14 protein-coding genes and 1 tRNA gene are annotated in these 13,217 nt (G+C 59.4%); 10 read left to right on the top strand and 5 right to left on the bottom strand.

Features of this window, described 5'->3' with window-relative positions; genetic code table 11:
* The first annotated feature begins 137 nt into the window (after positions 1-137).
* Complete coding sequence (locus tag Q0X21_RS08970; protein WP_249041294.1) at positions 138-908, top strand: ABC transporter ATP-binding protein; 771 nt, start codon at positions 138-140, stop codon at positions 906-908.
* Entirely contained in the window at positions 908-3,475 is a 2,568-nt protein-coding gene (locus Q0X21_RS08975; protein WP_102723183.1) for an ABC transporter permease, read from the top strand. The genes Q0X21_RS08970 and Q0X21_RS08975 overlap by 1 nt, the downstream gene beginning before the upstream one ends.
* Before the next feature lie 13 nt (positions 3,476-3,488).
* Here Q0X21_RS08975 and Q0X21_RS08980 read toward each other — a convergent pair whose 3' ends face one another.
* Both Q0X21_RS08980 and Q0X21_RS08985 read right to left on the bottom strand, forming a co-directional pair.
* Positions 3,489-3,932: a CrcB family protein gene (locus Q0X21_RS08980; protein WP_052093026.1), complete on the bottom strand. Its 444-nt coding sequence runs from the start codon at positions 3,930-3,932 to the stop codon at positions 3,489-3,491.
* Positions 3,929-4,273 (bottom strand): CrcB family protein, encoded by a 345-nt coding sequence (locus Q0X21_RS08985; RefSeq protein ID WP_297851554.1) that lies wholly within the window; start codon positions 4,271-4,273, stop codon positions 3,929-3,931. The genes Q0X21_RS08980 and Q0X21_RS08985 overlap by 4 nt, the downstream gene beginning before the upstream one ends.
* 118 nt (positions 4,274-4,391) lie before the next feature.
* On the opposite strand from Q0X21_RS08985, the gene pgm reads away from it, so the two are divergent.
* From pgm to Q0X21_RS09015, 6 genes are all read left to right on the top strand, one after another.
* Entirely contained in the window at positions 4,392-6,053 is a 1,662-nt protein-coding gene (pgm, locus tag Q0X21_RS08990) for a phosphoglucomutase (alpha-D-glucose-1,6-bisphosphate-dependent) (protein ID WP_297851555.1), read from the top strand.
* Between the two features lie 54 nt (positions 6,054-6,107).
* Entirely contained in the window at positions 6,108-6,578 is a 471-nt protein-coding gene (locus Q0X21_RS08995) for a MauE/DoxX family redox-associated membrane protein (protein WP_297851559.1), read from the top strand.
* 48 nt (positions 6,579-6,626) lie between these two features.
* Positions 6,627-7,394, top strand: coding sequence for a thioredoxin domain-containing protein (locus Q0X21_RS09000; protein ID WP_297851556.1), 768 nt, complete (start codon positions 6,627-6,629; stop codon positions 7,392-7,394).
* A gap of 117 nt (positions 7,395-7,511) precedes the next feature.
* Positions 7,512-7,584: transfer RNA gene (locus Q0X21_RS09005), tRNA-Ala, on the top strand.
* Between the two features lie 491 nt (positions 7,585-8,075).
* Positions 8,076-8,480: a DUF2335 domain-containing protein gene (locus tag Q0X21_RS09010; RefSeq protein WP_146014915.1), complete on the top strand. Its 405-nt coding sequence runs from the start codon at positions 8,076-8,078 to the stop codon at positions 8,478-8,480.
* 218 nt (positions 8,481-8,698) lie between these two features.
* On the top strand, positions 8,699-9,529 hold the full coding sequence (locus Q0X21_RS09015; protein ID WP_297851557.1) for a hypothetical protein: 831 nt from the start codon (positions 8,699-8,701) through the stop codon (positions 9,527-9,529).
* Positions 9,530-9,604: 75 nt separating this feature from the next.
* Here Q0X21_RS09015 and Q0X21_RS09020 read toward each other — a convergent pair whose 3' ends face one another.
* Positions 9,605-10,141 carry a hypothetical protein gene (locus Q0X21_RS09020; RefSeq protein WP_102723179.1) on the bottom strand — a complete coding sequence of 179 codons (537 nt, stop codon included), beginning with the start codon at positions 10,139-10,141 and terminating at the stop codon, positions 9,605-9,607.
* Positions 10,142-10,149: 8 nt separating this feature from the next.
* Positions 10,150-10,827 (bottom strand): hypothetical protein, encoded by a 678-nt coding sequence (locus Q0X21_RS09025; protein ID WP_102723178.1) that lies wholly within the window; start codon positions 10,825-10,827, stop codon positions 10,150-10,152.
* A 64-nt stretch (positions 10,828-10,891) separates the two neighbouring features.
* On the opposite strand from Q0X21_RS09025, the gene Q0X21_RS09030 reads away from it, so the two are divergent.
* Together Q0X21_RS09030 and Q0X21_RS09035 are read left to right on the top strand one after the other, a co-directional pair.
* On the top strand, positions 10,892-11,383 hold the full coding sequence (locus Q0X21_RS09030; protein WP_219725113.1) for a methylated-DNA--[protein]-cysteine S-methyltransferase: 492 nt from the start codon (positions 10,892-10,894) through the stop codon (positions 11,381-11,383).
* A complete protein-coding gene (locus Q0X21_RS09035) occupies positions 11,364-12,125 on the top strand; it encodes a fructosamine kinase family protein (protein ID WP_102723176.1) in 762 nt (253 codons plus the stop codon). Before Q0X21_RS09030 ends, Q0X21_RS09035 begins: the two co-directional genes overlap by 20 nt.
* On the opposite strand, the gene nadE is transcribed toward Q0X21_RS09035, so the two are convergent.
* Positions 12,122-12,958 (bottom strand): ammonia-dependent NAD(+) synthetase, encoded by an 837-nt coding sequence (gene nadE, locus Q0X21_RS09040; protein WP_297851558.1) that lies wholly within the window; start codon positions 12,956-12,958, stop codon positions 12,122-12,124. The two genes, Q0X21_RS09035 and nadE, sit on opposite strands and share 4 nt — an antisense overlap.
* Positions 12,959-13,217: the final 259 nt, after the last annotated feature.

Here is a 13,217-nt window from a genome sequence, read left to right on the forward strand (position 1 = left end):
CATAACACCAACGCGGCACCCACCACACCACACAGTGGCGGAAGCCGCGTTAATTTTTGCTATTCCACTATTCTCGTAGCAAGAACATCGTGGCGTGCTCGTTCGCGCCGTTGTTGGAGACCCGAGAGACAGGACAAGTGAGCGCTGTGGGCCATCGTGGAATTGTTGAGAATGACCTGAAAGAGGGCGTCGCAGCCCGGGCGGTGTCGCTGGTGAAGACGTATGGCAGCGGGGACACTCAGGTGACAGCGTTGGATGGGGTCAGCGTTGAATTCGCGCGAAACCAGTTCACTGCCATCATGGGCCCCAGTGGTTCAGGTAAGTCGACGCTCATGCACGCGATGGCCGGTCTGGATTCTTTCAACGGGGGCTCGGCCTTCATTGGGGATACGGATCTAGCTACGCTCAATGACAAGGAGATCACGGCGTTGCGGCGCGACCGGCTGGGGTTTATCTTCCAGTCTTTCAACCTTGTTCCTACGCTCACTGCGGCGGAAAACATCACCCTGCCCACGGATATTGCCGGCGGGCAGATTGACCAGGCATGGTTCGACGAGATCACGCAGCGTCTCGGCTTGTCCAATCGGTTGAGCCACCGTCCGAGTGAGCTTTCAGGCGGGCAGCAGCAGCGAGTGGCCTGTGCGCGGGCGTTGGTGAGCCGTCCAGAGATCATTTTCGGGGATGAGCCGACGGGCAACCTGGATTCGAATTCCTCCCGCGAGGTCTTGGAGATTCTGCGCGCGGCGGTGGATGGGGATGAGCAGACGGTGGTCATTGTGACGCATGACGCACGGGCGGCGTCGTACGCTGATCGCGTGGTTTTCCTCGCGGACGGCAACATCATCGATGAGATGTATGACCCGACGATGGAGCGCATCCTGTCCACCATGTCCGGGATCGAGGGCTAATGAGTAGCGCTTTAACGAAGGTGTCGCTGCGTAATGTCGCAGCTCATAAGCTACGTCTCGCGCTCACGGTCTTGGCGGTGGTGCTCGGTACCGCGTTCATTGCCGGCTCGCTGATGTTCACCGCGATGTTGGGCAAAACCTTTGACTCGGCTGTCGCGAGCGCATTCGCTGAGGATGATGCGGTCGTGCGTGGACAGGAGCAGGGTGCCCCGGTGCCGCTGGAGCTTCGAGACGCTATCGGAGCCGACCCAGACGTCAACAAGGTCAACATCAGCGGTCGCACGGCAGTTGTCGTCGCGGACAGCGACCGCAATGCGTACCAAACAGGCGCTGGTGTTTCTGAGGTGCACATTTACTACCCGCCGGAGGACGCGGTGGGGTCGGTCCCGGAGGTTGTCGATGGTAGTGCACCCAAGGCCGTTGGTGAGGCGATGGTGAATGCTAAGGGCGCCGCTAAATATCGGATCGGCATCGGTGATGAGCTCATTGTCGTGGATACTCAGGCCACTCAGACGATGAAGGTCACTGGTTTGTATACCAATGAGCTGGACCAGGGGATGTCGCTGACACTGCGCATCCCGGAAGAGTCCTACCTGGAGTTTTATGCCGCGCACGGGACGGTTCCCGGGTTCTCGGTCAGTGCGAAGGAGGGGGTCGATCCCGCACAGCTCACTGCGCACCTCGCGGAGAAGTTCCCGGAGTATGAGGTCAAGGAGGGCCAGACGCTTGCCGACGAAGCCTCTGAAGAAATCCGCAACGCCCTCAGTTTCGTCAGCTACTTCCTTATCGCTTTTGGCCTCGTGGGCCTGTTGGTGGGTACGTTCCTCATCGCTAATACCTTCTCGATGATCGTGGCGCAGAGGACGAAGGAGTTTGCGCTGTTGAGGGCGTTGGGGGCGTCGAAAAGCCAGATTACGCGGTCCGTGGTTGTGGAAGCTGCGCTTGTTGGCGTGATTGGGTCGGCGCTTGGCGTACTGGCTGGTGCGGGTTTGGTCGCGGTGATTCGCGTGGTTATGGAACGCCAAGGCATGGAGCTGCCCGGGGCGGGCTGGGGCCTGTCTGTTGCGGCCGTCGTGGTGCCCATCGTTGTGGGTGCGCTGGTGACGGTGGCCTCAGCGTGGGCTCCGGCGCGGCGCGCGGGGCGGGTGCAGCCGGTGGAGGCTATGCGGTCGAGTGAGTCCTCGACTCCGCAACCGCTGAAGGCTCGTACTCTGGTCGGCGTGGCGTTGCTCCTGATCGGCGTTGGTTTGGCCGCATGGGGTGTGCTGTGGGAGGACGGCTCAACGGGGCCACGCGCGGGACTCGTTGGTGGTGCCGCGGTGTCGGCGATCATCGGTCTGTTTTTGGCGGGGCCAGCGCTCTCTCTGCCGATCGTGCCTGTGCTGGGCAAGGGGATTGGTGCGCCGTTTGGAGCGGTGGGCTCGCTGGCTGCGACGAACTCGAAACGAAATCCCCGTCGTGCATCGGCTACGGCGTTTGCGCTGATGTTGGGCGTGGCGCTGGTGACAGCGTTTGGCATGCTGGGAACCACTATGCAGCGGTCGGTGGACGACATCCTGGAAGACGAGGTCACCGCTGATCTTGTTATGTACGGTCCCCAGTTCGGTGCTTTCCCCGTTCCAGGTGATGTGCCGGGCAAGGTGGAAGAAGCCGACGGCGTGGGCGATGTGATCACGTATTCGCAGGCACCGCTGACCATTAATGGCAAAGCTGCCTACGAGATGGGCCCAATGAAGGTCAGCGACGTGATGAATGGCGATCCGGGCCGCCTGACAGTCATTGAGATGGTCGACGGCACATCGGATTTGTCGGATGGCGGCGTTGTTCTGCCTGAGGCGTATGCGAAAGAGCACGCCCTTAAGGTTGGCGATGTCGTGGACGTTGATTCACCGCTGGGCTCACCGCTGAGCCAAGGCGGGCCTGTGCAGGCTGAGGTGAAGGGCATCTTCGGCAAGTCCAACATTTTGGAATCCTTTGTGATTTCTCGGGCGACGGCAGAAAAGCTGGTGCGCCCCGACCAGGAGACCATCCTCATGGTCGGCGCCAACAGCGATGGCAGCGTGGACGAAGATACTCTCCGCGCCAACGTGGAGAAGGCGGTGAAAGACAGCATCATCGTCCAAGTGCGCACCCCGGATGAATTTGGTGGGGAGGCCAAGCAGCTGATCACCCAGATGCTGTACATTCTGTATGCGCTGCTGTCGCTGGCGGTGGTCATTGCAGTACTGGGCATCATCAACACCCTCACACTCTCTGTCATTGAGCGCCGTCAGGAGATTGGCATGCTGCGCGCCGTCGGTGCACAGCGGCGCCAGGTACGGACCATGATCATTCTGGAATCCGTGCAGATCGCGGTCTTCGGTGCGCTGCTCGGCGTGCTCACTGGCCTCGCACTGGGCTGGGCGTTCCTGACGGTGCTCAAGGACCAAGGCCTGTCGAATATTGCCTACCCATGGGTTTTGCTTGCTGTGATGTTGGTCAGCTCGCTCGTTGTGGGTGTTGTTGCGGCGCTCTGGCCGGCGCAGCGCGCAGCGAAGACGCCACCGCTGGATGCCATCGCAGAATAAGCGGGCTAAAGAATTAGAAGGCCGGAATGAGCTGCAAACCCACCCTGAGGCCGTACCACGCCGCAATCACACCGGCCACACAGGTCAGGGTGGTGTAGCGCAGCAGTGGCCACCACTGTTTCTGCTCCACCATCTGGCCCATTTCTTTAGCCATGGTGGACAGGGTGGACACGGCCCCGCCGAAACCAGCTCCCAAAAAGGCCGGCCACATGGCGGGCATCGCCGCAGAGAACCCGAGGACAGCAGAGCCAATGAGGTTGGCGGCCCACGTCCCGGGAGCGCCCTTCAGTGCCACGCTTAACGCCCAGCGGGTCAGTCCACCGAGAAAAGCACCGAAACCGACCAGCACGAACAACAAGAAGATCGTGCGCGTGCCATCACCAGTGCTCAACGCTTCGCGTAGGTGAGAGCCAACAACGCCGTCGGGGCCTAAGAATTGGGGGGTGCGTGGGGTCATGGGGCCACCGATCGTCGAAAAGCATTGCCAAGCTCCCATGCGGCGAGGCCCACGACCATGGTGCCTACCATGTACATGAAGGCGTGCAGGGCGCTGGTCTGCATGGCCAGGAAGGACACAGCAGAAAACGTGGTGAACCCGCCGATCATCCCGCGCCCCCAAAACGGGCCCGGGTCGAAGCGGCCCATGAGGAAACAGCCGATGAAGTTAATGATGAAGATGATGATGATCTCCGCCGGCGGCTCCGGCGCAATCAGCGGCGTGAACGCAAAACGTGCAAGCGCACCGAAAGACGCGCCGAAACCAATAGCGAGGCCTTCCTTGAGCGCAGTATTCAACACGTGTACACGGTAACGTACCCACCCCCACCGCCGTAAATGGAAGTCTCACGTGGCGGAGTTGAGCAAAGCGGGGGAAGATGGGGGCAGACGGATAGGCACGACCGCATAAGGAGTAAGCATGGCACACGAAAGAGCCGGCCAACCCGCCCGCCCGGAAGATCTCATTGATATTGCGGAGGTGGTTACCGCCTACTACACGCGCGAGATTGATCCGCATGACCCGGACCAGCAGGTGGTGTTTGGTACGTCGGGTCACCGTGGATCGAGCTTAGATAATGCGTTTAACCAGCAGCATATTTGGGCGACAACGCAGGCGATCGTGGATTACCGTCGCGCGAATAATATCGGTGGTCCCGTATACATTGGGCGCGACCCGCATGCTTTGAGCGAGCCCGCGATGGTGTCGGCGCTCGAGGTGCTCATTGCGAATGACATTGCCGTGCTTGTCGACGACGCAGGGCGCTACACTCCCACCCCCGCCGTCTCCCACGCGATCCTGGCGCACAATGCTTCCCTAGCCGGCGGTGTGACCGGTACGGACCCTCAGCGTGCGGATGGCATTGTGGTGACCCCATCCCACAACCCGCCGCGCGACGGTGGCTTTAAGTACAACCCGCCGTCGGGTGGTCCGGCGGATACGGATGCGACGGATTGGATTGCCGCCCGCGCGAACGCGTATCTCGCGCAGGGCCTTGAGGGCGTGCAGCGCACTCCGGTCAGCGGTGTGCTGGATGAGCGAGCAGGCAAGCATGCGTTCATGCAGAACTACGTGGCTGACCTGGTCAATGTGGTGGACATTGATGCGATCCGGTCTTCCGGCCTGCGCATCGGCGCTGACCCGATGGGTGGGGCCTCGGTGGACTACTGGGGTGCTATCGCGGAGACTCACCGGTTGAACCTCACCGTGGTGAACCCTGAGGTGGATGCGACGTGGCGGTTCATGACATTGGATACGGACGGCAAGATCCGCATGGACTGCTCCTCCCCGAATTCCATGGCCAGCTTGGTGGCTAACCGCGATAAGTACGACATCGCTACCGGTAATGATGCGGACTCGGACCGCCACGGCATTGTCACCCCGGATGCGGGGCTGATGAACCCGAACCACTACCTGGCAGTGGCCATCGAGTACCTGTTTGCGCACCGTGAGGGCTGGGCGACGGATACGGCGGTGGGCAAGACCCTGGTGTCCTCCTCGATGATTGACCGCGTGGTCGCCTCGCTCGGCCGCAAGCTCGTTGAAGTTCCGGTTGGTTTCAAGTGGTTTGTGCCGGGGCTCATCGACGGCTCCGTGGGCTTCGGTGGTGAAGAATCCGCCGGCGCATCCTTCCTGCGCAAGGACGGCACCGTGTGGTCGACGGACAAGGACGGCCTGATCATGGACCTGCTCGCCTCAGAGATCACTGCGGTGACGGGCAAGACGCCATCGCAACGCTATGCGGAGCTTGAGGCGACCTTCGGAGCACCGGTCTACGCGCGCACGGACGCAGAAGCGAACCGTGAACAGAAAGCCACTCTGAAGAAGCTCTCGCCCGAGCAGGTTACCGCCACGACGTTGGCGGGCGACCCGATCACCGCCAAACTCACCGAAGCACCCGGCAACGGTGCCGCCATTGGTGGCCTCAAGGTGACCACGGAACACGCCTGGTTCGCCGCCCGCCCGTCGGGCACGGAGGACAAGTACAAAATTTATGCAGAGTCCTTCAAAGGGCAGGAGCACTTGAAGCAGGTTCAAAAAGAAGCGCAGGATGTTGTCAGCGCAGTACTAGGCGAGCGATAGGGGGGAGCAGCACGCGAAGACCCCCTACTTTCGGCTAATGTTATCTACGTGACGATTCAACAGGATGCGCCCGTGGCCCCTACGCGCGACCGTGTACTCGACGTGCTTTCTGCACTTGCCCGGTTTGGGCTGGCCTTCATGTGGATCTATGCCGGGGTGACCAAACTGGGCAACCGGCTTCTGACCACGCAGAGCATTGAGGCGTACGAGATTTTCACCCCGTACTGGTCTCATCTGCTGGCTGGTCTGATCGGTCCGCTTGAAATCGCCGGCGGGCTCCTCCTTCTGCTGGGAATCAAACTGCGCCCGACTGGCTGGGTTTCCGTGGTGGTGCTCCTGTTGTTCATCATCGGCTTGGCGTCCGCCTATAGCCGTGGCCTGCAAATTGACTGCGGGTGCTTCGGGTCGAACCCTGATAGCTCCCCGGCGGATTTGCTCTGGGCGATTGCACGCGACGTGGGCCTCACTGCAGTCACTCTGTTCATGATCTACCGCCCGTTTAAAAAATTCGCGCTGTACCCCTAAACTTTCTTGGTAAAATAGCTCGACCACTGACTATTAAGGTGATGTACTGTGACTTCCTCTTCCAAGCCGAATGCGACTAAAGGTGCTTCGCGGTCGGTGACAAACCCGAATTCGTCGGGAAGCAAAGGCTTCTGGGCGGCGATGGCTGCGTTGATACTCATCGGTGCGCTGGTGATCGGCCTCATCGTATACAACGGCCGTGGCGCTCAGGCTGACCGTATTGCGGAAAACATGCAGAAGGTCGATGGGGTGAGCCTGTCACTTGCAGATAACGTGATCACTCTGAGCGGCGACAACGCTGATGGTGCGAAGGAAGCCGGCCTCTACGAGGACTTCTCCTGCCATTACTGCGGTGAGCTGGCGGTGAACACGGATGATCAAATGCTGGCCAAGATCCAAGCCGGTGAACTCACCGTGAACTTGCACCCGCTGATCTTCCTTGACGGCACCGGCGACAAGTACAACGCTGGCCACTCCACGCGCGCTCTTGCTGCGGTGCTTGCCCTGGCTGACAAGGGTGAAATTGAGGCGTACTGGAACCTCCGCAAGGCGCTGATGGAGCAGCAGCAGAACCTCTACGCCACCGCGGACAACGACACGTTGGCGGATCTTGCGCACGACTTCGGTGCTTCCAAGGGCGCGGTTGAGGCAATCCGCAACGGCGAGTACACCGACCGCGCCAAGGCGATGGGCGAAGCAAATGCGAAGGATCTCGTGGATAAGACCGGTGATCTGTCGTCTCCACGCGTGCTTGTCGACGGCAAGGATGTCCCCTCCGATCCCCTTGCCAACTGGATCGACGACCTCTTCGCTTAAAACCGCAGCTCTTAAAACCGCAGCGAGCAAGCGATTTTGGTCTCGCCTGTTCGCGGGTGTATATTGATCGGAGTCGCTCGGCGGACAAAGGCCTACAACCTGGTTCGCCGAAGCTATGGGGCTATGGCGCAGTTGGTAGCGCACCACACTGGCAGTGTGGGGGTCACGGGTTCGAATCCCGTTAGCTCCACTTCATAGATTCCCCCAGATCCCCTCGGACCTTGGGGTATCTTCCTATTTGTGCCCGTAACGGCGGGTTATGGGGCAACGTCCACCAAAGTGCAATAGCGTTCTTCCTGCAGACCATGAGGAGCGTACTCGCGGTAACAATCCTTGGCTCGGCAACGCGTTCCAAGTATAAGGGCGACCATCAACTGGAGAATCCTTAAAGTGTCTGTAGTAGCATCAGCGAACAATAGAGGCTTTTAATAAACGCAGGGGGAGAGGAGTGGGACATGACAATGGGACCATGCCTCGTCGGGAGAGCGACAGAAAGGTAATAGCGACTACGAGCCACGGAGAGAAGATTTACATTCTGAAACCTCCGTGGTCGGGCCAATTCGTTCGGCGAGCCTGGAGCAACACCGGCAGGAGGGTCAGGACTTCGATGGAGAACTTCGAATAGACGATGCTATTCCAGCCGAGGTAGTCGAAAAGATTACCCGTCAAGACCGGGCTGAAATGCTCGCGTTGGTCCAGGAAGCACATTCTGGGCCACTGCCACCCGCCACAGAATTTGGCAGATATGATGAAATCCTGCCAGGTGCCGCGGACCGTATCCTCAAGATGGCGGAAGCGGATATCGAGCTCCAAAAGATGCAAGTTGCCGGGAACGTGGAAATCCAAAACGCAGTCGCTGGCTCTATACGCTCGACTGCACGCCGGGCTGATTGGCAACTGTGGGCGTATCTGGTTTTGGCGTTGGCTATTGTCGCTGTCGCTTGCATCCTTGCTTGGAACGGTAAGGACGTGCCTGCGGTCTTTGCGATCGTTGCAGCGTCTGCTTCAGGATTCATGGTCTACAAGTCGAATAAGGAAAATCAGAGGCTGCACCCCCAGGTGGGTAAAGACAACGAGCTGCAGTAGCACATTGGAGGGGCTGCTCGGGGGGGGCGTTGCGGGTCTCTTTCGGTCAAGTCCCGAGTAGTGGTGGTCTCCTATGATCTCGGCACCGGTGACATTATTAACCGTGCTTCCATGGCCGTCGGGAGATGCACTGTATTCGGATACAGTATTGGTGGCTGTCAGGAGTGGCCGAGACTTCGATACGGGGTTGAAATCAGTACTTAGAGGGGGACTCTGGGATGTATAACCTGCTGATCGGCCTGACACGAGGCGAGGTCGATGCTAGTCGTCTGCTTGAATACACGTCCGATGATCTGCGGCAGTACTTTGCGCCGGGCATGGACCAGGTCACGATCGAACGGCTCTTGAATCTTCCTACGCTATTGATGCCGGAGACTCGGGACGATAGAGAGCCGCAGATTGCTCGTGTTGGCCACGTCACCAACGTGAGGAAATCCAATTATGGTTTCACGTTTTCATTTGTGCCCAATCCTGCGGTTGCACCGATTCCTACGCCTCTCATCGAAGCAGCAAAAGGCGCTCTGGAAATCCATGACTGGGAGTTCCATCGAACGCACTGGGCTGTGAAGGATGTTGATTTGTACCGTGTCATCGAAAAAGAGTTCTCTGTCAGAAGCAAGCCCAAGGTGTTCAAGTTTCCAACAGCAGAGCCGTTCGAGCCCGACCTTGTAGCAGTGATGATTCCGTTCAGTCCAACCTTTGAGGCGGTGTATGAATCCTTGAAAGCAGGCATCGAATCGGCAGGGATGCGGTGTCTGCGTGCGGATGACATCTGGGAACGGGACCACATTCTCGATGATGTGCTCAGCCCCATATGGCGTGCGCGCGTCGTGATTTCTGATCTCAGTGATAAGAACCCCAATGTCTTCTATGAAACCGGTATCGCGCCCACGCTTGGGCGCGATACCATTCTGGTTGCTCAGTCGATGAATGACATTCCTTTCGACCTTCAAGGGATTCGGGCACTCCAATACTTGAACAACGGTGAAGGTCTCGCAGAGCTGTCTCGAGGGGTCGCGCGCCGTCTGAAGACGATCACTGCTTCCTGATCCAACCCTAAATCTGGTAGCTCGCTCGCACTTTCTGGTACAAGGGGTTGGGCTGCTGGATGAAAGCCAAAATCCTTACAGGTAGAAGGATCCAGGTGGGCTGCTGTCGCGCTTTGGTCGCGACGTGGTCAGGTGAGGCAGCTCCGGGATCGCGCCGTTTTCTCGGAGGAATGAGCACAGGATGAGGGTGGCGTTCTCGGTGCTTACTAAGGGCATCGTTGCGGCCCCCATGCCCGGTTCACCGAATTTCAGCTTGCGTTTTTGGTTGTCGTCGATGGTGATGTCCCATTTACCGGGGTAGAGCTGCGAGGCGTGTGCCCGCGGCGGCAAGCTGCCATCGAAGCGCGCTTTGAAGACCTCTTTTGGGCTGGCATAGGTCTTCGTCGTGTTGACGATGGAAAACATGCCGTCGCCGCATGAGTGCGTCTCAATGAGGTGGCGCAGCTGGTCAAAGGACTCGATGGGGGTGGCCTTGGGCCAGTCCATAAAGTCGCCCCCTACGTGTATGCCCCACCCTGATGGAATGGCACTGGTGAAGTCGAATGGTGGAATTTCTGCTGGCTGTTCGGGAACAACCTCGGGTGAGCTTTTCTTCATGAAGAAGGAGAACATGGCGGCTCCTACCGTCGTTTCATGTCCGAGAGGACATCGTCAAAGTCATTGAGTAGTTTGTCGAGCTTCTTATCACTGTCGTCGCGGTCTTCGGTGAGGATTTGGCGTTGGGCTTCGATGACGCGGCCGGCGAACGCGGTTACGCAGATGTCATAGTCGATGTTCCCGTTTTGTGCGTCTTGGGCCTCGACGCACTGCCATGTGAAGTTAGCAGTGTCGTGTTCGGTTTCTTTGAATTCATAGTTTTCGTCGTTGAAGACGTCGACGGCGCTGTCGTACGCCTGCTGGAGGCCTTTATCGGAGGTAGGTGTGATTGGTTGGTATTCGCCGTCGACCTTCGGGATGTAGATAAAGCTGAGCACGCGAAGTGTTTCATCGCTGTTCAGGAGCTCGGCTTCGGTTGAGTATTCCTTCGGGTTGCTCTCTCCGCTCCTTTGTTCCAGCCCGGGGAGTTTGTGGAGCGCAGTGTAGAAGTCGTTGGTGTAGAAACCGTCGTAGCTGTTCAAATCTTCGGTGTCTGCGGAGGAAGATGTGGTCGTGCTTGTCGGCGATTCCGTCGTAGTCGTTGTTGCTTGAGTGCTCAGGGGAGCTTCATCGGTAGCGTCATCGGTAGAGCAGGCAGTGAGCACTACGCTCGCAGCAGTGACAGCGGAGAGTGTGACGTAGGTTACCTTCGCGCTTTTCATGTCCGCCACAATAACAACTTTTCTGCATGGAAGGAGCGGGGAGGAGCGCGATACTCTGGAGGGCATGGATGATGTGCACTTCCAGGAGTTTGCTTCGCCGATCGGGCAGATCGGTGTTCTTGCTTCTCCGAAAGGGGTGGTGAAGGTTCTTTTTGAGGTCGATGACCTCGAGGCTAATCGCGCACGATTCCCAAAGGCCGAGCAGTCGTTGCTGGTGACGGAGCAGCTGACTGAATATTTCTCAGGACGCCGGCGTGAATTCACCGTGCCATTCGACTTCCGCTTTGTTTCAGGTTTCCGGGCGGAGGTACTCCGCGAGCTCGCCCAGGTGCCCTTCGGCCAGGCAGTCACGTATGGCGAGCTTGCCCAGAAGGCGGGTAGCCCCAAGGCGGTGCGGGCGGTGGGGAGTGCGTGCGCGAATAATCCTTTACCGCTTCTCGTGCCGTGCCATCGGGTGCTCCGGGCGGACGGCACTCTCGGCGGGTATCGCGGTGGCGCGGAAGCAAAACGGTTTTTACTTGAGTTGGAGGGCATCGATGTCGCAGGTATTCATTAAACACGGCAGCGCGCCGGGAGCGGCAGCCGCAGAAGCCGCCTATTTGCGCTGGCTGCGCGAAGGTTCCGACGCAGTGGTGGAGGTCCTTGCCCTCGACGAGGAAGCGAACACCCTCACCATCGAGCACGTTGATACCGCGCGGCCAACCGCGGAAGCCGCGCGCCGGGCTGGGGAGGAGCTCGCCGCGATCCACGCGATGGGGGCCGATGCGTTCGGTGCCCCGTCTGGCGGCTGGGACGGCCCCAATTTCATCGGCCGAGTGCGCCAAGATTGCTTATCGACGACACGGTGGGCCGAGTTCTATACCACCCAACGCGTGCTGCCGTTTGCGGTGAAGGCGCACCGGCGGGGAAACCTGGACGGGGAAGGATTGATCGCGGTAAAGCGAGCTTGCGATGCGCTCCTTGTTGAGGATGAGGATGCGCCGCTCGCCCGCCTTCACGGCGACCTGTGGGCGGGGAACCTGCTCTTTTCCACTGCCGGACCACGCTTCATCGATCCGGCCGCGCACGGCGGGCACCCACTGACCGATATTGCGATGCTCGAATTGTTCGGGGCACCACATCTGAGCGAGATCGTTGAAGGCTACCTAACCGCCGGCGGCGAACTTGGCCGTGACTGGGAGGCGCGCATCCCCATTCATCAGCTTCATCCACTCGCCGTGCACGCTTACACGCATGGCCCAAGTTACGGTTCCGCGCTGGTCAGGGTGGCGGAGGAGACGCTGCACGTGCTTGGCTAGCGCCACCAGGTCTCTGCCGGACCGGGCGGCAGATGCCGTTTGTGTTGGCCGATGCGCCACAGATGTTCCAGGCGTTGCGCGGCAGCGTCGTCGACGGGTTTGCCTTCGAGATAGTCGTCGATCTGCTGGTAGGTCACGCCGAGGGCTTCCTCATCCGGGAGGGCCGGGCGGTCTTCTTCCAGGTCCGCGGTGGGAACCTTCTCCCACAGGCGCGGGTTGGCGCCGAGGTGTTGAAGCATGGCGGCGCCTTGGCGTTTGTTTAGGCCGGCGAGGGGGATGAGGTCGGCAGCACCGTCGCCGTGTTTGGTGAAGAATCCGGTGATGTTTTCCGCGGCATGGTCACTGCCCACGACGAGCAGGCCACGCTCGCCAGCGATGGCGTACTGCGCGATCATGCGCATGCGGGCTTTGACGTTGCCTTTGTTGAAATCGCCAAGATGCGCCATCCCGAGCGCCTCTGCTACCACTGCTGATATGGCGGTGGTGGCGGGTTCAATGTTGACAGTCACGGTTTCATCGGGTGCGATAAAGTTCAGTGCCAGCTGCGCATCATCCTCATCGGCTTGCACACCATGTGGGAGGCGCACGGCTACGAACTGCTCCTCCAGGCCTTCATCCCGGGCTTTTTCCACCGCGAGCTGCGCCAGCTTTCCCGCGAGCGTGGAGTCTTGACCGCCGGAGATGCCCAAGACGTAACCCGCCGCCCGTGTTGTGCGCAGATAGTCCACCAGAAAATCAACGCGTGACTCGATTTCCGCGACTGCGTCGATAGTAGGCTTCACACCAAGCTTGTCGACGATCTCTTTCTGCAAACCTTTATCCCTCACAGACATAGCTGCCACTCTAGCGGTTTGGCGCGCGCGGAATGGTCAGGTAACATTGTCCCCCGTTGTACGGCTGCGCCCTGACCGGGCATTATTCCGGTGGGTGGAGTCGCGGAAGAGGATTCTTCCGTTTAATCCAAAACGTACTGGCAGTTGCTCTGTGATGGGCGGCGGCTAGGGCGGCTAGACACAGAAAGGAGCGCCCGATGAAGGTCCGTAATTCCCTTCGGTCGCTGAAGAATAAGCCGGGCGCTCAGGTTGTGCGTCG

The sequence above is a fragment of the uncultured Corynebacterium sp. genome (assembly GCF_947253065.1).
Classification (GTDB): Bacteria; Actinomycetota; Actinomycetes; order Mycobacteriales; family Mycobacteriaceae; genus Corynebacterium.

Coding starts and splice junctions, on each gene's coding strand:
- Q0X21_RS08975 (WP_102723183.1), top strand. CDS start 908: ATGAGTAGCGCTTTAACGAAGGTGTCGCTGCGTAATGTCGCAGCTCAT.
- Q0X21_RS08980 (WP_052093026.1), bottom strand. CDS start 3,932: ATGACCCCACGCACCCCCCAATTCTTAGGCCCCGACGGCGTTGTTGGC.
- pgm (WP_297851555.1), top strand. CDS start 4,392: ATGGCACACGAAAGAGCCGGCCAACCCGCCCGCCCGGAAGATCTCATT.
- Q0X21_RS09010 (WP_146014915.1), top strand. CDS start 8,076: ATGCTCGCGTTGGTCCAGGAAGCACATTCTGGGCCACTGCCACCCGCC.
- Q0X21_RS09015 (WP_297851557.1), top strand. CDS start 8,699: ATGTATAACCTGCTGATCGGCCTGACACGAGGCGAGGTCGATGCTAGT.
- Q0X21_RS09020 (WP_102723179.1), bottom strand. CDS start 10,141: ATGTTCTCCTTCTTCATGAAGAAAAGCTCACCCGAGGTTGTTCCCGAA.
- Q0X21_RS09025 (WP_102723178.1), bottom strand. CDS start 10,827: ATGAAAAGCGCGAAGGTAACCTACGTCACACTCTCCGCTGTCACTGCT.
- Q0X21_RS09030 (WP_219725113.1), top strand. CDS start 10,892: ATGGATGATGTGCACTTCCAGGAGTTTGCTTCGCCGATCGGGCAGATC.
- Q0X21_RS09035 (WP_102723176.1), top strand. CDS start 11,364: ATGTCGCAGGTATTCATTAAACACGGCAGCGCGCCGGGAGCGGCAGCC.
- nadE (WP_297851558.1), bottom strand. CDS start 12,958: ATGTCTGTGAGGGATAAAGGTTTGCAGAAAGAGATCGTCGACAAGCTT.